This window comes from Streptosporangium sp. G12, assembly GCF_052983175.1.
In genome coordinates, this window is sequence record NZ_JBRIQO010000049.1 from 17,742 (window position 1) to 37,961 (window position 20,220).

9 protein-coding genes are annotated in these 20,220 nt (G+C 71.9%); all 9 read right to left on the bottom strand.

Annotated elements, in window-relative coordinates:
• Positions 1-11: 11 nt before the first annotated feature.
• The gene (locus ACVCAG_RS43750; protein ID WP_440089511.1) at positions 12-971 is read right to left on the bottom strand and encodes a methyltransferase; all 960 of its coding nucleotides are present in this window, start codon (positions 969-971) and stop codon (positions 12-14) included.
• 78 nt (positions 972-1,049) lie between these two features.
• Entirely contained in the window at positions 1,050-1,790 is a 741-nt protein-coding gene (locus tag ACVCAG_RS43755) for an alpha/beta fold hydrolase (RefSeq protein WP_440089512.1), read from the bottom strand.
• Entirely contained in the window at positions 1,787-2,821 is a 1,035-nt protein-coding gene (locus ACVCAG_RS43760) for a Gfo/Idh/MocA family oxidoreductase (protein ID WP_447191541.1), read from the bottom strand. The genes ACVCAG_RS43755 and ACVCAG_RS43760 overlap by 4 nt, the downstream gene beginning before the upstream one ends.
• The gene (locus ACVCAG_RS43765; RefSeq protein ID WP_440089514.1) at positions 2,818-3,891 is read right to left on the bottom strand and encodes a saccharopine dehydrogenase NADP-binding domain-containing protein; all 1,074 of its coding nucleotides are present in this window, start codon (positions 3,889-3,891) and stop codon (positions 2,818-2,820) included. Before ACVCAG_RS43765 ends, ACVCAG_RS43760 begins: the two co-directional genes overlap by 4 nt.
• Positions 3,888-9,278, bottom strand: coding sequence for an amino acid adenylation domain-containing protein (locus tag ACVCAG_RS43770; protein WP_447191542.1), 5,391 nt, complete (start codon positions 9,276-9,278; stop codon positions 3,888-3,890). The genes ACVCAG_RS43765 and ACVCAG_RS43770 overlap by 4 nt, the downstream gene beginning before the upstream one ends.
• Complete coding sequence (locus ACVCAG_RS43775) at positions 9,275-15,637, bottom strand: amino acid adenylation domain-containing protein (protein ID WP_447191543.1); 6,363 nt, start codon at positions 15,635-15,637, stop codon at positions 9,275-9,277. The genes ACVCAG_RS43770 and ACVCAG_RS43775 overlap by 4 nt, the downstream gene beginning before the upstream one ends.
• A 39-nt stretch (positions 15,638-15,676) precedes the next feature.
• Complete coding sequence (locus ACVCAG_RS43780) at positions 15,677-18,760, bottom strand: amino acid adenylation domain-containing protein (protein WP_440089517.1); 3,084 nt, start codon at positions 18,758-18,760, stop codon at positions 15,677-15,679.
• Positions 18,757-19,578, bottom strand: coding sequence for a hypothetical protein (locus ACVCAG_RS43785; protein ID WP_440089518.1), 822 nt, complete (start codon positions 19,576-19,578; stop codon positions 18,757-18,759). Before ACVCAG_RS43785 ends, ACVCAG_RS43780 begins: the two co-directional genes overlap by 4 nt.
• A gap of 14 nt (positions 19,579-19,592) precedes the next feature.
• The coding region (locus ACVCAG_RS43790) for a phosphopantetheine-binding protein (RefSeq protein ID WP_440089520.1) at positions 19,593-20,220 on the bottom strand (628 nt) is incomplete at its 5' end.

Below are 20,220 nucleotides of genomic sequence, written 5' to 3' on the forward strand. Positions count from 1 at the left end.
CTGTCGTCGGATCAGCGGGTCGCGGTGAGCATCCGCATCCCGAACGGGAGCTCGACCAGCTTGCCGGGGAGCAGGTCCGCGCTCTCCAGCAGCGTCCGGTACTCCTCCTCGGTCCGCTCCCGCCCGCCGGTCATCACCATCATGTGCAGGTCGTAGGCGAGCGGCAGGTGGCTGCCGGCGGAGACGACGCGTTCGATGATCAGTAGTTCCGCCCCCGTCTCCATCGCCCTGGCGCAGTTGCGCAGCAGCCGGACGCACCGGCCGTCGTCCCAGTCGTGCAGGATGCGGGAGAGCAGGTAGACGTCCCCGCCCGCCGGGACGGACTCGAACAGGTCGCCGCCGACCAGCTCGCACCTGTCCAGTACCTCCATCCGGTCCAGGTGCGCGGGCGCCTTCGCGACGACCTCGGGCACGTCGAACAGGATCCCCCCGGCCTCCGGGTGGTCCCGCAGGATGGTGCCGAGCAGGGCGCCGGTGCCGCCCGCCAGGTCCACCACGGTCCGGGCGCCGGAGAAGTCGTGCGCCATGGGGACCTCGCGGAAGAACGCGGCGCCCGCCGCCATGCCGGCGTTGAAGACGGAGGCCTTGCCGGGATCGTCCGTCAGGTGCGCGAAGACGGGCCTGCCGAAGACGTGCTCGAAGGCCGTCTCGCCGGTGCGCAGGGTGTGCGGCAGCCCTCGCCACGCGGCGCCGAAATAGTCCTCGCCGTAGAGCGCGGCGAGCGGGCCCAGCTCGTCGCGGCCCAGCAGGGCGCCCATCGGGGTGAGGCCGTACCTGCCGTCCTCGTCGGTGTCGACCAGGCCGACCCCCGCCAGCAGGCGCAGCAGACGGCCGAGCGCGTCGGGGTGCGCGCCGACCGTTTCCGCGATCTCGCAGGAGTACAGGCGGCGTTCCGCGATCGTGTCGGCGACCCCGAGCCGGACGGCGGCGAAGGTCGCCTCCGCCACCCATCCGCCGGTGAGGATCCTCATGAGCTCGTGTTCCATCATCGAATACCTCCGGCGTGGAATCCCCCGGCTCCAGCCGCGGGAAGGAAGTCGAGGCCTTCCCTACGGTGTGGAGGGCCAGGCCATGGAGACGGTGCGGAGCACGTGGGCGACCACGTCCGTCCGCCGGGGCACGAGGTAGAAGTGGTCGCCGTCCAGCACGCGGGCGGCGAACCGGTCACGGGTCAGCTCGCCCCACCGCGCGGCCTGTTCCGGGGTCACCTCGGGATCGCCGTCGCCGAGCATCGCGGTGACGGGGCAGTGCAGCGGGCCGCCCGGACGGTGCCGGTAGGTCTCGTCGACCCGGTAGTCGTTGCGGACCACCGGCAGCGTCAGCTCCCTGATCACCGGATCCGCCAGGTGCGCCTCCTCCACGCCGCCGAGACGTACCAGGTCGGAGATCAGGTCCTCGTCGGTGGTGTGGGCGTCGCCCGGCCGGTGGTCGTGCGGCGCGTGCCGCCCGGAGGCGAACAGGTGCACCACGCCCCGGCCGCGCGCCTCCAGCTCGCGCGCCACCTCGTAGGCGATGAGGGCTCCCATGCTGTGCCCGAACAGCGCGACCGGCCGGTCGAGGAGGGGCGCCATCGCGTCGGTGACGAGCTTGGCGATGTGGTGGGCGTCGTCGATCAGCGAGTCGGCGCGCCGGTCGGCGCGTCCCGGGTACTGCACGGCGCGCACCTCGACGGCCGGCGGCAGGGTGTGGTGCCAGGACCGGTAGAAGTTCGCCGAGCCGCCGGCGTGCGGGAAGCAGAACAGCCGCAGTCCCGACCGCGGCCTGGGGTGGTAGCAGTGGAACCAGCTCATGAGATCTCCGCTGCGGAAAGGGGGCGTGGTGCGGTCTGGACCAGTAGTTCGGGACGGCCGATCGCCGCGGTGGCGTCCAGCCAGAGGCGGCTGAGCGTCAGGTAGTACTGGCCCTGCCGCATCGGATCGACGGCCTCTTCTGCGGCCTGGCGCAGGTCGGTCAGCGCGCGCCGGACACCGCTCGGCCACAGTGATCCGACGATTTCCTGAAATGTCGGCGCCTGCTCCGGCCCGAGGAGCGTGGCGCTCGGCAGGCGGAGATGATCCCCCTCAAGGGAGAAGCGGTCGTCGGCGTCGCGGCCGACGTACATGCGGGGACTCCACACGATCGGCCCGTGCGTGTTGACCAGCGTGAGGTTGCCGCCCTCCGTGCCCAGCGTGATGCGGTGAAGCAGGTGCAGGTGGGCGTCGGGGTCGTTGGGGGCGATCTGGTTCTGCACCCGCAGGGTCAGCGGCACGCCGCCGATCGTGCCGGTGAGACAGCTGAACGGCGTTCCCTGCGCCACCGGGCCGAACGTCCACGGCCGCAGCCCGCCGAGCGCGCGGCCGAGGATGTCGAACAGGGCGTAGGCGACGTGGACGCTGCAGGCGGCGTCGACGTAGAGGGGCCGCTGGAGCTCGCACAGGCGGCGGGCGGCCTCGACGAACCGGCGCACCGGCTCCAGGTGCACGTAGAGCGTGTTCACGTGGTGGACCGCCGACGAGGCCCGCGCGGTGCGCAGGCACCGGGCCAGCTCGTCCACGTGCAGCGGGTGCTCCTGGAGCACGTGGACGCCGCGGGCCAGGAGCGCCCCGGCCAGCTCGCTGCCCTCTCCCCCGACGACCCCGGAACGCACGACGACGCAGGCCAGGTCGGCCAGGTCGGGCACCTGGTCGGGATCGGTGAGCAGCGGCACGCCGTACGTCCTGGCGTATCCGGCGGACCGGGCGCCCCCGCGGGCCAGGATGCCCGTCAGCTCGAACGGCCCGTCCGCCAGGGCCGACAGGTAGACCTGGCCGAATTTCGTCCCGCAGACCACGACCCGCTTCACAGCGCGCCCTCCTCGAACGCCGGCGCGGCCAGGTCGATCCTCGGGATGTCGTCGGAGATCTCGATCTTGGCCACAGGTTCCAGGTCGGCCAGCATCCTGGCGGGGTCGAGCACGCCGTCGGCGTAGTGGAGGCCGACCTCGACCTCGCCCCGCAGCACGGCCTCCGTCGCGTGCGCCACGACCGCGGCGGTGAGCTCGTAGGAGTCGTCCACTCTCAGCGCCATCGTGCGGGTGGTGCCGGGGCCGCTGAGCTGGAAGAGCAGGACGTAGTACGGGGTGCGCCCGGCCAGTTCCAGCTCGGCCACGCGCATCAGGTCGGCCGCCGAGACCGCCGCGCTCATCGCGGCCATGACGCGGTCACCGGTGATGACGTTGTACCAGCGCGCCTCCTCCAGCCCCAGCTCCCCGGCCACCCGCGCCGCCTCGGCGCCGAGAAAGGGGTAGGCGGTGACCGGTCCGTGGAAGTAGGGCAGCTCGACGCCGTACGCCGGGGCCAGCGCCCGCGAGACCGTGGCGCCGCCCCGCCAGGCGGCCAGCGCCTCGCCGTGATCTCCCCTGCCGCTGAGCAGGACGTCCCCGGCCGCGGCGGGGGTGAGCCGGTCGAGGCCGCCGGTGTACACGTCGAGCCGGTGCGGGCCGGCTCCGGCGAACCGCGCTAGGTGGCGCGGCAGCAACCCGGTGAGGCCGGGCAGCATCCCGGCCGAGAGCACCGCCGTCGCCCCGGCCGTGCCCGTGCTCGCGAGCCCGGCGAACGCCGGGCCGTCGCCCGCGGCGTCCACGTAGTCGGCCCCGGCGAGGAACGCGGCGCGCGCCACCCGGTCGAGCAGCAGGTAGGAGGGGCCGGCGCAGTTGACCACGACCGTGCAGCCCCGGCAGAACCTGGCCAGGGCGGCCTCGTCGTAGGCGTCCACCTGCCAGGCCTCGCCGCGGCCGCCCAGCTCCTCGCCGACGAAGCGGCGGGCCGCGTCCAGGTCACGCCCGCCGATACGGACGCCACCGACGCCACGGCCGGCGAGCAGCCGCGCCGCCGCACCGCCGACCGCGCCGTACCCTCCGACGACCCCGATCATGCCGAACCGCCGGTGATCAGCCGGGCCACGCCCGGGGCGTGCGCCTGGTCGAGGCAGCTGAAGTGGTCGCCCGCCACGTCGATGACGGTAAGTCGGCCCAGGCAGAGTTCCCGCCAGAACTCGGTCATGTCGTCCTGGAGGGTCGGCACGACGTTGGTGACGCCGCGCTGGCGCAGGAACGTGATGTCACCGGCGTAGGGCTCGGGGTCGTAGTGGGTGACGGCCGCGAAGCTCTGCCTGAACACCCGGTGGGCGAGCTCCACCCGCTCGGGCGGCTGCCCCAGCTCGCGGGCGAGGGCGGCGAGCCGTTCCCGGTGCGGGGGCAGGGCGAGCGCGGTGAAGCGGCGGCCGATCTCCGCGAGCCCGGGGTCGGGGTCGTCCGCGAGGGCGGCCAGGCTTCCCTCGCGCACCTGTCCCGGCGAGCCCTCCTGGACGGCGTGCAGCGCCCTGGCCAGGTCCCCGCCGGGGTAGCCGAGCCGGACCGGGTCGACGCCGCACGCCTGGGCGAAGCCGTACTCCAGCATGAGCTCGTCGGTGATCCGGTAGGGGAACCGCGAGCTGCTGATGACGGTGAGGTCCTCGACGACCGCGCCGCTCTCGGTGAGCTGGCGGGCGAGCTCGGTGGCGATCAGCCCGCCCATGCAGTAGCCGACGATGCGCACGCGCGTCACGCCCTCCTTGAGCAGGAGCCGCGCGTAGGATCCGGCCAGCGTCTCGGCCGCCGTGTCGGGGTCCAGCTCCAGGTAGCGCTCGGCGTCGTCGATCGCGAGGCCGAACACCGGCGTGCCGGCGAGTTCCGCGGCCAGGGCCCGGTAGGGGGTGAGGGTCCCGGTGCCGTCGTGGACCAGCACGCGGGCCGTCCCCCCGCCCTCCGACAGGCGCACCAGCGAGCTGGCGTGCGTGCGGGTCAGCCCGTGGTCGCGGTCCTCGCGCGCCTGGCGGAGGTGGGCGGCCAGCGCGGCGACGGTCGGCTGGTTGACCAGCTGGCGGACGAGGCTGTCCCAGTAGAAGTTGCCCGCCTCGGGCAGTTCCTCACGGACCCGCCCGGCCAGCCGGGTGACCAGCAGGGAGTCGCCGCCCAGGGCGAAGAAGTCCTGGTCGCGGCCGACGCGCGGGAGGCCGAGCAGCTCCGCCCAGAGCGCCGCGAGCCGCTGTTCGAGATCGTCGCGCGGCTCCTCGCCCACGGGTGCCGCCTCCCCCGCGGCCCGGGGCAGCAGGGTGGCCAGCGTGGTCCTGTCGATCTTGCCGTTGTCGGTCAGCGGCAGCTCGTCGACCACCTGGATGTGGGACGGGATCATGTAGTCGGGCAGCCGTTCGGCCAGGAAGGCCCGCAGCTCGGCGAGGTCGATGTGCTCGCGGTCGGCGGGGAAGCGGGCGGCGAGGACGGACTGGCCCAGCGGCGCCAGCGGGTCGGCGGGCTCGGGCAGGCAGGCCAGGGTCTCCGCCCCGGCCGCGGCCAGCAGGCCGAGCCACTCCTCGCGGGTGATGAACGTGCGGTCGCGGCCGCGCCGCACGTCGTCGTAGTCGCGCGGGCTCATCAGGAACTCCATCGAGCTCATGATCTGCACGTGCTCCCGGGTGGTCTCGATGAACACCAGCCAGCCGCCCGGCACGAGCAGCTCGCGGAACCTGTCCAGGACCACGCCCGCGTCGTGGGCGTTGTGCAGGACGTTGGCGCAGAGGATGACCTCGAAGGAGTTGGGCTCGTAGCCCTGGTCGCGGTAGTCGGCGTTGATGTCGAACAGGCCGTAGCGCACCCAGGGGTGGTCGGCGAACCGCTCGGCCGCCCGGGTGAGGAAGAACCTGGACAGGTCGGTGAAGAGGTAGTCGACCCGGTGACCGGCCAGTTCGGGGATGAGCTCGGCGCTGGTGCCGCCCACGCCCGCGCCGGCCTCCAGCACGCGCAGCGGCCCGCCGGTGTGCTCCTCCGCCACGCGGCCGATCACGGCCCGGACGACGCGGTTGACGTAACGGCTGAGGACGTTGTCCTTGTAGGCGCCCTCGGCCGTCTCCACCCCCGCCTCGGGGAACAGCAGATCGCGCGCGTCGAGCTCGCCGCGCATCAGCTCGGGCAGGTGCGTGGTGCTGACGCGAAGGAAGCCGATCAGCTCGGCGCCGTAGTCGAGCCCCTCCGCCAGCTCGCCGACCCGGCGCCAGAGCGCGTCCAGGTCGGCGCCGGTGCGCAGGTTCCGGTACCGGCCCGCCGGGTCGAGCTCGAGCAGGCCGTGCTCGCACAGCGCGGTGAGCCAGCGGCGGACCAGCCGGTGGTGGTCGGGTCTGACCCGGGCGGTCTCCAGGATCTCAGCCGCCTCGTGCCCGTCGTCGTCACGGGCGAACAGCCCCGAGGCCCGCAGCGCGGCCGCCATCGACGCGAGCGCGATCTCGTCGAGCGTCTCGGCCACCGCGATCACCCGTGGCAGGTCGACGCCCGCGGTCGCCGCGTCCGCCGCGTCCCTCGCCGCCGCGCCGACGTCCGGTACGGCGTCCTCCTCCCGCTTCCGCGCGGTCTGCTGTTTGTGCGCGGCCTGCGCGAAGGCGATCAGCCGCCGGTCGAGCGCGCGGTCGCCGTCGACGATCACGGTGCCGGCGGCGACGGCCGGGTGGGCCTGCAGCTGGGTCTCGACCTCGGCCAGCTCGATGCGGTGGCCCCGGATCTTGACCTGGGAGTCCTCCCTGCCGAGGAACTCGATGTTCCCGTCCGGCCGGTACCGGCCCAGGTCACCGGTGCGGTAGAGGCGCTCGCCGCGATGGTGGACGAACCGCTCGGCGGTCTTGGCCTCGTCGCCGAGATAGCCCAGCGCCACGCCGGCGCCGCCGATGTACAGCTCCCCGGGCACCCAGTCGGGGCTCGGCCGCATGCTCGCGTCGTAGACGTGGAAGCTCTGGTTGGCCAGTGGCCTGCCGTAGGGGATGCTGGCCCAGCCGGGCAGGTCCGCGCCGATGGGATGGTAGATCGACCAGATCGCGGCCTCGGTCGCCCCGCCCAGGCTGACCAGCTCCAGGCCGGGCAGCCGCCGGCGGATCCGGCCGGGCAGCGCCACCGGGATCCAGTCGCCGGAGAGCAGGGCGAGCCGCAGCGAGGGCAGCTCCACCTGGGATTCCGCCTCGAGGTAGTGCTCCAGCATCTGCAGCTGCGCGGGCACCGAGTTCCAGACCGTGACCCCGTGCTCGGCGACGAGCGCGGCCCAGTGGGAGGGGTCTCCCCTGCGCAGGGCGTCGGGCAGCACCAGGGCGGCGCCGGTGGCGAGGGGACCGAAGATGTCGTAGACCGACAGGTCGAAGCCGAGGTTGGCCAGGCCGAGCACCCGGTCCTCGGCGCCGATGCCGAACCGGGCGCCGACGTCGTCGACGGTGTTGCGCGCCGCCCGATGGCTGATCACCACGCCCTTGGGCGTCCCGGTCGATCCGGAGGTGTAGATGACGTAGGCGGGCTCGTCCGGATGCCGCTCGATCACCGGGCCCGGGGGCGCGGGCGGCAGGGTGTCGACCGCGATCCAGCCGTCCTCGGCCCGCCAGGACTGGGTGAGCACCAGCCGCGCCGAGGCGTCGGCGAGGATGCGATCGCGCCTGCCCGGCGGCTGGCCGGTGTCGACCGGGAGGTACACGCCGCCGGCCAGCAGCGTGCCCAGCACCGCCACGACCTGCTCGACGCCCTTGTCCATCACCACGGCGACGATCTCGCCCGGCGCGTGCCCCGCCTCGCGCAACGCCCGCGACACCCCCGACGCCCGTGCCAGCAGCTCGCCGTAGGACAGCGAGCGGTCGCCGACGACGGCGACCCGTTCGGGGGTGCGCCCGGCCTGGGCCACGACCTCGTCGTGCAGCAGGCCGTACGGGAGCGGCGCGACGGTGTCGTTGACGTGGTCGCGGCGGCGCGCCTGGATGTCGGGCAGCTCGACGGGAGACGCGGACGCCCAGGTCTCCTCCTCGGTCAGGCGGCCGAGGAGGTCGGTGAACGCGGCGAACATGTCGTCGACGAGACCGTCCGGGAGCACGCCCTCACGGACGTCCCAGTTGATCAGCAGCGCTTCGCCGTACTCCTTGACCTGGCAGTCGACCCACACCTGGGGGGTCTGGCTTATGCCGTACACCGGCATGCCGTGCTCGGCCGCGTCCTGGGCGATGCCGATGGCGCTGGTGAACACCACGGGCATCAGGGCGGCGGCCCTGCCCCGCTTGCGGGCCAGCTCGCGGATCACCTCCATGCCGCCGCAGCGGCGGTGTTCCAGGTCGGTGAAGAGCTGCTCGCCGATGGCGGTGGCGCGGGCGGCGAACGGGGCGTCCGGCGCGGTGTCGACGGCGAGGAGGTTGAGCGAGGTGAAGTCGCCCACGACCTCGTCGATCTGCGGGTGCAGCGGCGGGCGGTCGAGCAGCGTCAGGTTGAGCGTGAACCTGGGCCTGCGGCTCCATCGCCCGATGACCTCGGCGTAGGCGGCCAGGACGGCCTGCGAGGGGGTGATGCCCGCCGCGTTCGCACGGGTGCGGAGCAGCGCCCAGTCGCGCGGCTCCAGCGTGGCCTCCCAGCGGGTGAACCTGGCGCCCGCGTCCTGGCCGAGCGCGGGCAGTTCGGGGGCGGGGGGCAGGTCGTCGATCCTGGCCCACCAGTAGGCGCGGTCCCGGTCGTACCGGCTGCTCTCGCGCTGGGAGCGCAGGCCGAGCACGCAGTCGCGAAAGCTCAGCGGCACCGGCGGCAGGACGGTGTCCGGGTCGTCGAGCAACAGGTGCAGCTCGGCGAGCAGCAGCTGGATGCTGACGTAGTCGGCGATGAGCAGGTCGATCGAGGCGTGCAGCAGGGCCGCGCCGTCGGTGTGGGTGATCCGCAGCTCGAACAGCGGCCAGGCGCCCGGCGGGTAGACCTTGTGCGCCATCTCCTCGCGGATCGCGGCGAGGCTCTCCTCGGGGTCGGTGCCGCGAAGATCGGCCACCCGGATGTCGTAACCGGGGACCTCCGCCTGGACGTTCTGGTGACCGTCGGGATGGATCACGGCGCGGAGCATGTCGTGGCGGCCGATCAGGGTCCGCCAGGCGGCCTGGACGCGGTCCGCGTCGAGCTCGGCGAAGGCGACCTCGACGTAGCCGTGGCAGGCGACGCCGCCGTAGCCGAACGCGTCGTTGCGGCCGACCAGGTAGGCCTGCTGGACGTCGGTGAGAGGGAAGGGGTCCAGGCGCCGTTCCGGCTCCGGCCGTACGGTCTCCGACGCGGTCTCGCGGCGCAGCTGCTCGATGATCTCCGGTTTGGCGTTCAGCAGGACCGCGCGCCGGTCCTCGGTCAGCGCCCCCTTGGGGGCGCGGAACCTGAGCCGCCCCTCCTCCTCCCACAATCTGATCCCCGCCGACTCCATGTCGGCGATCAGTCCGCGTACGGCAGGTGCCTGGGCCTGGGTCACAGCACGCCCTCTTCCGTGTCATGGTCGTCGTCGATGGACAGGGCACAGTCCGCGATGGTGGGGGCGGCGAAGAAGCGCCGCAGGGTCACCTCCACGCCGAGCCGCCGCCTGGCGACCTCTGCGAAGCGGGTGGCGAGCAGCGAGTCGCCTCCCAGGGTGAAGAAGCTCTGGTTGCGGCCCGGTGCCGGGATCTCCAGGAGTTCCGCCCAGAGCTCGGCGAGCCGCTGTTCCGTTCCCGGCCGCGGCGGATCGTCGTCGGGTGGGGGTTCGAGGGTGGTGGTGAGGGCGGATCTGTTGATTTTTCCGTTGGGGGTGAGGGGCAGCTCGTCCAGCGCGGTGATGGTCGGCGGAATGGCGTGCGCGGGGAGGCGGTCGGACAGGAAGGCGCGGATCTGGTCGGCATCGGCGTCGGCCGGGGTGACGAACGCCGCCAGCCGGCGCTGGCGCCGCTCGCCCACCGCGACCGCCACCGCCCGGCTCACTATCGGGCACGCCTCCAGGGCCGCCTCGACCTCACCCAGCTCCAGCCGGTGACCGCGGATCTTCACCTGATGATCGGCGCGACCCAGGAACTCCAGGGTGCCATCGGCCCAGTAACGGCCCAGATCACCGGTGCGATACCAGCGCTGCCCGGCATAGTGCACGAACTTCGCCGCCGTCGTCACCTCATCGCCGCGATAACCCAACGCCACCCCGGCCCCACCGATCCACAACTCCCCGGCCACCCAGTCCGGGCAATCACGGCCCCGACCGTCGACCACCCGAAACCTCTGGTTACGCAACGGGAACCCATACGGCACCGACGTCCAATGCGCCGGAACGTGCGCCACCTCCCACACGTTCGACCAGATCGCCGCCTCCGTCGCACCACCCAACGCCACCAACCTGCACCGGCCACCACTGCCGGCCGCCAACCGCGCCTGCAGATCCAGCCCCACCCAGTCACCCGAGACCAGCGCCACCCGCAACCGCGGCGGAACCCGGTCCACGGCTGAGATCAGCATCTCCAGCAACGTCGGAACGCTGTTCCAGATCGTCACCCCATGGGTGACACACAACTGCGCCCACCGCTGCGCGTCCCTGCGCTCGTCCTCGGCGACCAGCACCACCGCGCCACCCACCGACAACAACCCGAACACGTCATACACCGACAGATCGAAATCCAGCGCCGACACCGCCAGAACCCGATCCCCGCAGCCCACCCCCAACCGCTCGTTCACATCCACCACCGTGTTCAACGCCGCCCGATGCGAGACCTCCACACCCTTGGGCACCCCCGTCGAACCCGACGTGAAGATCACATACGCCGCCGCGTCCGGCGACACCCCCACCGGAGTCGCCAACCGCTCACATGACCGCGCTTGTGCCAGCGTCTCCTCGGTCAGCACCCGCACCACCCCCGCGCGCGACAGGATCGACTCCCGCCGCGCAACAGGCTGATCCACCCCCACCGGCACATACACACCGCCCGCGGCCAGCACCCCCAACACCGCGACCACCTGATCCACACCCTTGGGCACCACCACCCCCACCGCGTCCCCCGGCACCACACCCCAGCCCCGCAACAACCCCGCGACCCCCAACGCCCGACCCGCCAACTCCCCGTACGTGACCGTGACGGCGTCGGAGATCAGCGCGGGCAGGTGCGGCTCGCGGGCGGCGCGGGTGAAGAACGCCTCGTGCAGGGTGCCGTCCGGCAGGGGACCCTCGGTGTCGTTGGCGCGCCGACGGACGAGCTCCTGCTCCATCGGCAGGCCGACCGGGGCCGGGGCCGACCAGTCACCCTCCGACAGCCACTCCAGCAGGTTCAGATGCGTGTCGAACATCGCGTCCAGCACGCCCGGCGCGAACAGCTCCTCCACCGCGTCCCAGCGGACGAGCAGCTCGCCGTCGACCTCCGCCACCTGGTAGTCCAGCCAGACCTGCGGGGTCTGCGAAACCCCCCAGACCTGCTCGGCGAAGGAGGGACCGAACGTGCCGCCGTCGGCGACGCCGAGCATGCTGGTGAACACCACGGGCATGGTCATCTCGATCGAGTCGGCCCGCCTGGCCAGCTCGCGCATCACCCACACGGCCGAGACCTCGCCGTGCTCCAGGCCGCGCCAGACCTCCTCCTGCAGCCGGCGCGCGCCCTCCAGCCAGCCGGAGCCCGACCGGTAGCCGACGAGCATCAGCGAGGTGAAGTCGCCGAGGACGCGATGGATGTCGGGGTGCACCTCGCGCCGGTCGAACAGCGTGAGGTTGAGCGTCAGCTCCGTCTGGGCGCTCCATGCGGAGAGGATCTCGCCGAAGGCGGCCGCCAGCACCGTGGAGGCGGTCAAATCGTGCTTCCTCGCCAGCTCGGAGACGCGCTGCCAGCGTTCGGCGTCCATCCTGACCTCGCGGCGGACGAACCTGGGCCGGTCGATCATGGCCGGGTCGACGCGCAGCGGCAGCCGCGGCGCGGGGGGCAGTTCGGGCAGGCGGCCGCCCCAGTACTCCTTGGCCGCTTCGAAGACCGCGCGATCGGGAGTGAGCCCGAGCACGTAGTCGCGGAACGACACCTCCAGCGGCGGGAGCACGGCGGCGGGGTCGTGGTAGAGCACGTCGAGTTCGGCGAAGAAGGCCATCGTGCTCAACGCGTCGATGATGATGTTGTCGAAGCCGACCCCCAGCCGGACGCGGCCCTCGTGCCGCGCGGCCCGCGCGTCGAACAGCGGCCAGGTGGCCGGGTCGAACACCTGGTGCGACATCTGCTCGCGCAGCTGCTCGGCACTGTCGACCATGGCGATCGTGAAGTGCGGCACCTCGGGCAGGATGCGCTGGAACCCTCCCTCGTCGAAGACGGCGCGCAGCATCTCGTGCCGCTCGATCAGCAGGTTCCACGCGGTCTGCAGCCGGTCGAGATCGATGTCGCCGTCGAACTCGGTGTAGAAGTGGCAGCCGACGCCACCGAGCGTGAAGTGCTCGGCGCGGCCGAGCCAGTAGGCGCGCTGTACCTCTGTCGGCGGGAACGGATCGTGGCGGTGTTCGAGGTCGGCGCCCAGCACCGCGGTGGGCACGAGCGTCTCGTCCAGGGTGAGGGTCGCGGCGAAGTCGGCGAGCACCGGCGAGTCGAACAGCAGGGTCAGCCTGGCGTCGGTGACGCCCGCCGACCGCAGCCGCGCGATCATGCGGGTGGCGAGCAGCGAGTCGCCGCCGAGGGCGAAGAAGTTGTCCGCGCGGTGCACCGCGGGCAGGTCGAGCAGGCCGGCCCAGATCTCGGCGAGCAGGATCTCGGCCGCCCCGGCGGGCGCCTCCCCCGCCTCGGTCACCGACGTGTCCTCCACGAGGGAGACGAGGGCGGATCTGTTGATTTTTCCGTTGGGGGTGAGGGGCAGCTCGTCCAGCGCGGTGATGGTCGGCGGAATGGCGTGCGCGGGGAGGCGGTCGGACAGGAAGGCGCGGATCTGGTCGGCATCGGCGTCGGCCGGGGTGACGAACGCCGCCAGCCGGCGCTGGCGCCGCTCGCCCACCGCGACCGCCACCGCCCGGCTCACTATCGGGCACGCCTCCAGGGCCGCCTCGACCTCACCCAGCTCCAGCCGGTGACCGCGGATCTTCACCTGATGATCGGCGCGACCCAGGAACTCCAGGGTGCCATCGGCCCAGTAACGGCCCAGATCACCGGTGCGATACCAGCGCTGCCCGGCATAGTGCACGAACTTCGCCGCCGTCGTCACCTCATCGCCGCGATAACCCAACGCCACCCCGGCCCCACCGATCCACAACTCCCCGGCCACCCAGTCCGGGCAATCACGGCCCCGACCGTCGACCACCCGAAACCTCTGGTTACGCAACGGGAACCCATACGGCACCGACGTCCAATGCGCCGGAACGTGCGCCACCTCCCACACGTTCGACCAGATCGCCGCCTCCGTCGCACCACCCAACGCCACCAACCTGCACCGGCCACCACTGCCGGCCGCCAACCGCGCCTGCAGATCCAGCCCCACCCAGTCACCCGAGACCAGCGCCACCCGCAACCGCGGCGGAACCCGGTCCACGGCTGAGATCAGCATCTCCAGCAACGTCGGAACGCTGTTCCAGATCGTCACCCCATGGGTGACACACAACTGCGCCCACCGCTGCGCGTCCCTGCGCTCGTCCTCGGCGACCAGCACCACCGCGCCACCCACCGACAACAACCCGAACACGTCATACACCGACAGATCGAAATCCAGCGCCGACACCGCCAGAACCCGATCCCCGCAGCCCACCCCCAACCGCTCGTTCACATCCACCACCGTGTTCAACGCCGCCCGATGCGAGACCTCCACACCCTTGGGCACCCCCGTCGAACCCGACGTGAAGATCACATACGCCGCCGCGTCCGGCGACACCCCCACCGGAGTCGCCAACCGCTCACATGACCGCGCTTGTGCCAGCGTCTCCTCGGTCAGCACCCGCACCACCCCCGCGCGCGACAGGATCGACTCCCGCCGCGCAACAGGCTGATCCACCCCCACCGGCACATACACACCGCCCGCGGCCAGCACCCCCAACACCGCGACCACCTGATCCACACCCTTGGGCACCACCACCCCCACCGCGTCCCCCGGCACCACACCCCAGCCCCGCAACAACCCCGCGACCCCCAACGCCCGACCCGCCAACTCCCCGTAGGTCACGCGGTTCCCGTCCGAGATCAGCGCGGTGCGCTCGGGCTCGTGCCCGGCCCAGGAGAAGAAGCCCGCGTGCAGCAGGCTCTCGGGCAGCGGCCCGGAGGTGTCGTTGACCTGCTCGCGGACGAACTCCTGCTCCATCGGCAGGCCGACCGGGGCCGGGGCCGACCAGTCGCCCTCCGACAGCCACTCCAGCGTCCGGCCGTACGCGTCGAACATCGCGTCCAGCACGCCCGGCGCGAACAGCTCCTCCACCGCGTCCCACGCCAGGTGGAGTCCGTGCTCGTACTCGTTGATCTGGTTGTCGAGCCACACCTGCGGCGTCTGGGTGATCATCCATCCCGGCTCGCCGAACGCCTCGCGGACCTCGGGGACGATCAACTCGGTGCCCAGGTTGCAGGCGAAGACGACCGGCGCTCCCGTGTGCTCCCCGTCGCGGGCGAGGTCACGGAGCACCTCGACGCCGGAGTAGCCGGCGTGCCGGGCGTCGGCGCGGAACGTGGCCTGCAGCGTCCTGGCGCGCTCCGCGAACGGCAGCGCCTCGGACAGGTCGGCGGCCAGCAGGATCAGGTTGGTGAAATCGGCCACCATGCCGGCCACGTCGGGGTGGACGGTCTCGTCGCGGTCGAACAGCGGCACGTTGACGAGGAAGCGCGGCTCGCCGCTCCAGGCGGCGAGGACCTCGCAGTAGGCGGCGACGAGCACCATGGCCGGGGTGAGCCCGTGCGCGCGGGCCTGTGCCTGGACCCGCCGCCACGCGGCGAGGGAGAGCCACCTCTCGCGCCGGACGAAACGGGGCCGGGTGACCCGGCCCGGGTCGAGCGCGAGCGGCAGTTGCGGCGCGCCGGGCAGGTCGGGCAGGCGGCCGAGCCAGTACTCCCGGTCCCTGGCGTGCTCCCGGGACCTTTCCGCGTCGCGCGCCGCGAGATACCGGGGAAACGAGCAGGCCAGCGGCGCGGGCGGCCGGTCGGGCTCCAGGTAGAGACGTGCCAGGTCCTTCATCAGGATCTGGAGGCCGAGCACGTCGGCGACCAGGAAGTCCACCTCGAAGTGGACCCTGGAGCGGGCGCCCGGCAGCAGTGACAGCTGGACGTCGAAGACCTCGCCGCGGGCGGCGTCGAAACGGCGATGCGACAGCCGGTCCCGCAGGCGCTCGGCGGCGTCCTCGCCGAGTTCCGACAGGTCGTTCACGGTCAGGCCCGGCCACGGGCTGGTGTCCATGATCTGCTGCGTACCGTCGTCGTGGAAGATCGCGCGCAGCATCCCGTGCCGGTCGATCAGGGCGCGTACGGCCCGTTCCAGCCTCGCCGGGTCGACGCCGAAACCGTCGAACTCAAGGTAGGCGTGGCAGCCGACGCCCCCGATGACCTGGCCGTCCGCGCGGCCGATCCAGTAGGCCAGCTGTACGGGGGTGAGCGGGAACGCGGCCGTCTCGTCCACGCTCCGCCCCCGTTCGGCCGGGACCGCGGGCGACAGCCGCGAGCGGACCAGCGACCACCATGCGGTGAGCGTGAGCTCCTCCGCCAGCTCGGCGAAGACGATACGGGCTCCCGCGCGCCGCCAGCGCCCGGCCAGCCGCATGGCCCGGAGCGAGTCCAGGCCCAGGCTGACCAGGTCGGCGTCGTCGCCGATCTCGGAAGGGGCGATGCTCAGCTGGTCTGCGATGTCCGCGCGCATCGACTCCATCGTCAACGCCGCGACCACGGTTTCTTCCATCACAACGAGAGCCCAATCTTCGTGTCGTGTCTGACGAATTCAGCCGGTAGTGGTCGCGTGCAGCCTGCGGGCCAGGCCCGCGGGCGTCGGCTCCTCGAAGATGTCCTTGAGCTTGAGCCGGATCTGGGTCGCCCGCTTGACCTCCTGGAGGAGCTTGACGGCCAGCAGCGAGTGCCCGCCCAGGGCGAAGAAGTTGCTGTCCGGGCCCAGGTCGGTGCGGTTCAGCATCGCCTTCCACAGCAGGACCAGCGAGTCGGTCAGCTCGTCGCCGCTGCTCTCCACGAGGTCGGCCTCCTCCGGGCCGGACGCGACGCCGCGCAGCTCGGTGGCGAGCCGGCGCAGCGCCGGGTAGTCCACCTTGTCGTTGCCGGTCATCGGGAAGGAGTCCAGGACGACGTACTCCTGCGGCGTCGCCGAGTAGGGAAGCGACGCGCTGGCGTGATCCCACAGTTCCGAGGTCACCTTGGGATTCCCGGGGGCCGTCACGAACGCCCACAGGACCGCGTCGGAGCTGGGGTCGCCGACGACCACGACCGCCGCCGCCCGGACCTCCGGGTGGGTGAGCAGCACGCCCTCGACCTCGGCGAGCTCGATCCTGTTGCCGCGCAGCTTGATCTGGCGGTCGAGCCTGCCGAGGATCTCCAGCCTGCCGTCCCTGGTCCACTGGGCCAGGTCGCCGGTGCGGTAGAAACGTCCGTACCAGGCGTGCGTGCCGAACCGCTCCGAGGTCAGCTCGGGGCGGTCGTGGTAGCCGATGGCCAGCCCGTCACCCGCGATGCACAACTCGCCGCGGGTTCCGACCGGCAGCGGCCGGCCGTGGGGGTCGGCCACGTACACCTTCGTGTTCGCGATCGGCACGCCCACGTCGACGCGGTCGCCGGCGGGATCGATCCGGCCCGCGGTGGACCAGATCGTGGTCTCGGTCGGGCCGTACACGTTGTAGAGCTCGCACCCGGTCACGGTGAGCTGCCTGGCCAGTACGGCGGGCATCGGCTCGCCGCCGCACAGCACGCGGCGGCCGGCCAGCAGCCCGGCGACCTGGTCGATGACCAGCCGCCAGGTGGTCGGCGTGGCCTGGACGATGGAGATGTCGTGGCGGAGCAGCGCCTCGGCGAGCGGCTCGCCCTGCGTGCGGGCGTCGTCGGGCGCGACGGCGAGCCGCGCGCCCGTCGTCAGGGGCAGGAACAGCTCCAGGGCGGAGATGTCGAAGCTGAACGTGGTCAGCCACAGCACGGTGTCGTCGGCGTCCACCGTCAGCTGGTGCGCGAAGTGCGCGATCAGGTTGGCGAGGGCGCGGTGATCGATCAGCGTTCCCTTGGGCAGCCCGGTGGAGCCACTGGTGTAGATCAGGTACGCGCGGTCTCCCGGCCCGACGGGGCTGGACGGCAGCACCTTCCCGGTCACCGGCCTCACCGACTCGACCGCCACGAGGGGCAGGACGGTACGGTCGCCGGGCACCAGAATCCCCTCTCCGGCGAGGACCACCGCGGCGCCGGAGTCGCCGAGCTGGTAGTCGAGGCGCTGCTCGGGGTGGTCGGGTTCGAGCGGCAGGTAGGCCGCCCCGGCGAGCCACACGCCGATCGCCGCGGCGGCCAGCTCGGGGCCGCGCCGCGCCAGCAGCGCGACGACGTCGCCCGAGCCGACCCCGGCCGCCACCAGCCGGTCGCGGGTGGCCTCCGCGGCGGCCCACAGCCGGCGGATGCCGATGTGGCGATCGCCGTCGAGGACCGCTGCGGTGTCCTCGGCGGGAGCGCTCGACACTCGCCCGGCGATCATCTCCAGCACGGTCGCGGGCGTCACGTTGCGTTCCGTCGCGTTGGCCATCTCGATGGCCGCCCGGTCCTGGTAGCACCACACGGGCGCCTCGCCGAGCGGCCTGTCGGGCTGTTCCGCGAGCGTGACGAGCATCTCGTCGAAGCGGGCCAGCAGCAGCTCCACGTCGGCCCTGTCGAGCACGTCCACGCAGAACGCGGTCCTGATCTTGATCGCTTCCGGGGTGGAGGTGACGAAGAACTCCAGGTCGAACTTGCTGTAGCCGTTCTCGACGACCACCTGCTCGGCCCGCATGCCGTCCAGGACGAACTCGGCGCCGATGTCGGCCGGGATGTAGTTGAAGGTGTGGCGGAAGAGGTTGTTGCGCCAGCCGTCGCGCGAGACGAGCTCCATCATGTCGTCGACGGGATAGTCGGCGTGCGCCATGGCCTCCATGAACGTGCGGCGCGTCAGGCGCGCGTACGTGCGGAAACTCTGCGTCCAGTCGATCTGGGTGCGCAGGGTGAGGACGTTGATGTGGTAGCCGATGGCCAGGCCGGCCTCGGGCGAGCGGACGCTGACGGGCGAGCCGATGGTGAGATCGGGGCCCGCGCCGTGGGCGGCCAGCAGCACGCCGTACGCCGCCATGAGGATGACGGACTCCGGCGCGCGCAGCTCGCGCTGCATCTGCCTGGCCGCCTTGCGGGCGACGGGAGAGAGCTCCCAGTTGATGATGTCGCCCGCGAGCGTGGTCTCGGACGCCTCCGGCTTCTCGCACCACAGGTCCAGCTCGGCGGCGCTGAACCCGGCCAGCTTGTCGCGCCAGAAGCCCGCGCTGCGCGGGTCGGCGGCCGGCTCCTCCCAGGCGGGGACGACCGTGGACTCCGGCGCGCCTCCGATGGCCAGGGTGTTGTAGAGCGCGACGAGCTCGTTCAGCAGCAGCGCCGCGGACAGCCCGTCGAAGACCGCGTGATGGATCGCCAGGCAGTAGAGCTCGCCCTCCGCCTCCTCGATGACCGCGGCCCGCACCAGCGGCTCGCCCTCGGGCTGGAACGGCCGGGCGAGGAACCCCGTCAGCCACTGCCGTGAGGCTCCGTCACCGCCCTCCTCGATCCGCAGGTCGATCTCCTCGATCGGCAGGACCTGCCGCGTCATCCCCTCGGCCTCGACGCGGAAGACCGTTCGCAGGATCTCGTGGCGATGCAGCAGGCGGTTGATCGCCTCCAGGACGAGAGGGCGTCGCAGCCTCCCCGCCACGCTGAAGGCCACGCTCAGGTTGTTCACCCCGGTCCCGGGGACGAGCTCTTCGAGCATCCACAGCGCCTGCTCCTTGCGCGTGGCCCGCTCACCCAGCATCTGCTTCATGGTCATCTCTCCAGTACCTTGGTAACGGCCCGGGCGATCTCGTCGGATCTGAAAAGCTCCGCGTGGCTCTCCTCGAACCTGAGCTCCTCGGCCACCAGCGGGCCGGTGGCGGTGTCACGCAGCTTGTTCAGCCCGTTGTGCGAGGTGGACGAGCTCACCGCGGTGGCCCGCAGCCAGTTGCCCCACGGGTCGAACCGGTCGGCCAGGCTCATGTAGGACAGGAAGGCGCTGAACGTGCCGAGCATCTCCTCGGCGTACTCCCCGTCGAGCCCCACCCTCTCGAAGGCGTTGTGGGCGATCCGGCTGAAGGTGCCGTAGAGCTGCTCGGCGTAGCGCTCGATCGTGATCCCCTCCTGCTGGACCAGCCGGTCCATCGCCTCCCGGGTCACGGCGACGTCCTCCGGGGTGAGGATCGAGGAGAGGATGTCGAAGACCTTGCCGAACTGGAAGTAGATGTTCTCCAGGGTGATGGGTTCCGGATCGAAGATGATGAGCGCGGGTGCCCGCTTCTGCACCTCGGCGAGCCGGGTGACGAGCTCCCCCGCGTAGACGGCGCCCACGCAGTAGCCCATGACCGCGCTGACGGTCCGGCCACTCGCCATGATCGACGTGAGCCACGAGCCGAGGTAGTCCGGCCCGTCGACGCCCGAGCCGGGCGCCAGCCCCGGTGGGACGACGTGCCAGAAGGTCGCGTCGAGGTCCATCCGGGCGACCAGGTCGGAGAAGCCGGCCTCGGCGCGGCCGGTTCCCGTGAAGTCGACGCAGAGGACGAGATCTGCCGAGTCGGATTCTTTGAGCGTCGTCCAGCTGGTTACCAGATTCATGATCACTTCCTTGGCTAGGAACCCCCGCCTTCGAGGGCGAGTTGAATCAGGAGGTCGGCGTCCATGGTGTCGATCGCCTCGGCCTCGGTCGGGTTGTTCGCGTCGCGGTCGTCGAGGCGGGCCAGGCGGAACAGACTGTCCAGCAGCCCGGCCTCTCGCAGCCGTGAGATGGGGATGGTCGTCAGGAACTGGCGCACCTCGGCGTCGCTGTGCGCCGGGGTCGCCTCGGCCGCGGCCACCGCCGGGAAGAGCTGCTCCAGGACGAACTGGGTCAGCGCGCCGGGGTTCGGGTAGTCGAAGATGAGCGTGGCCGGCAGCCGTAGGCCGGTGACCGCGTTGAGCTGGTTGCGCAGCTCGACCGCGGTGAGGGAGTCGAAGCCGAGCTCCTGGAACTGGCGCCGCGGTTCGATCGCCGACCCGTCGGCGAACCCGAGCACCGCCGCCACCCGGTCCGCGACGAGATCGGCCAGGGTGGCGTGCAGCTGCTCCGGGTTCATCGTGGCCAGGCGCTCCGACAGGGGCTGCGCGGGGTGCGTACGACGGGACTGCGGGCGGGTCCTGGCCTTGGTGAATCGTGCGGGGACGAGGACGGGGTGGTCGGTGTGCAGGGCGGCGTCGAGCAGGGCGAGTCCTTCGGGGATG

Bases quoted from the DNA above. Each gene is read 5' to 3' on its own strand.
- ACVCAG_RS43755 (WP_440089512.1), bottom strand. From the start codon at position 1,790: ATGAGCTGGTTCCACTGCTACCACCCCAGGCCGCGGTCGGGACTGCGG.
- ACVCAG_RS43750 (WP_440089511.1), bottom strand. From the start codon at position 971: ATGAGGATCCTCACCGGCGGATGGGTGGCGGAGGCGACCTTCGCCGCC.
- ACVCAG_RS43785 (WP_440089518.1), bottom strand. From the start codon at position 19,578: ATGAATCTGGTAACCAGCTGGACGACGCTCAAAGAATCCGACTCGGCA.
- ACVCAG_RS43775 (WP_447191543.1), bottom strand. From the start codon at position 15,637: ATGGAAGAAACCGTGGTCGCGGCGTTGACGATGGAGTCGATGCGCGCG.
- ACVCAG_RS43765 (WP_440089514.1), bottom strand. From the start codon at position 3,891: ATGATCGGGGTCGTCGGAGGGTACGGCGCGGTCGGCGGTGCGGCGGCG.
- ACVCAG_RS43780 (WP_440089517.1), bottom strand. From the start codon at position 18,760: ATGACCATGAAGCAGATGCTGGGTGAGCGGGCCACGCGCAAGGAGCAG.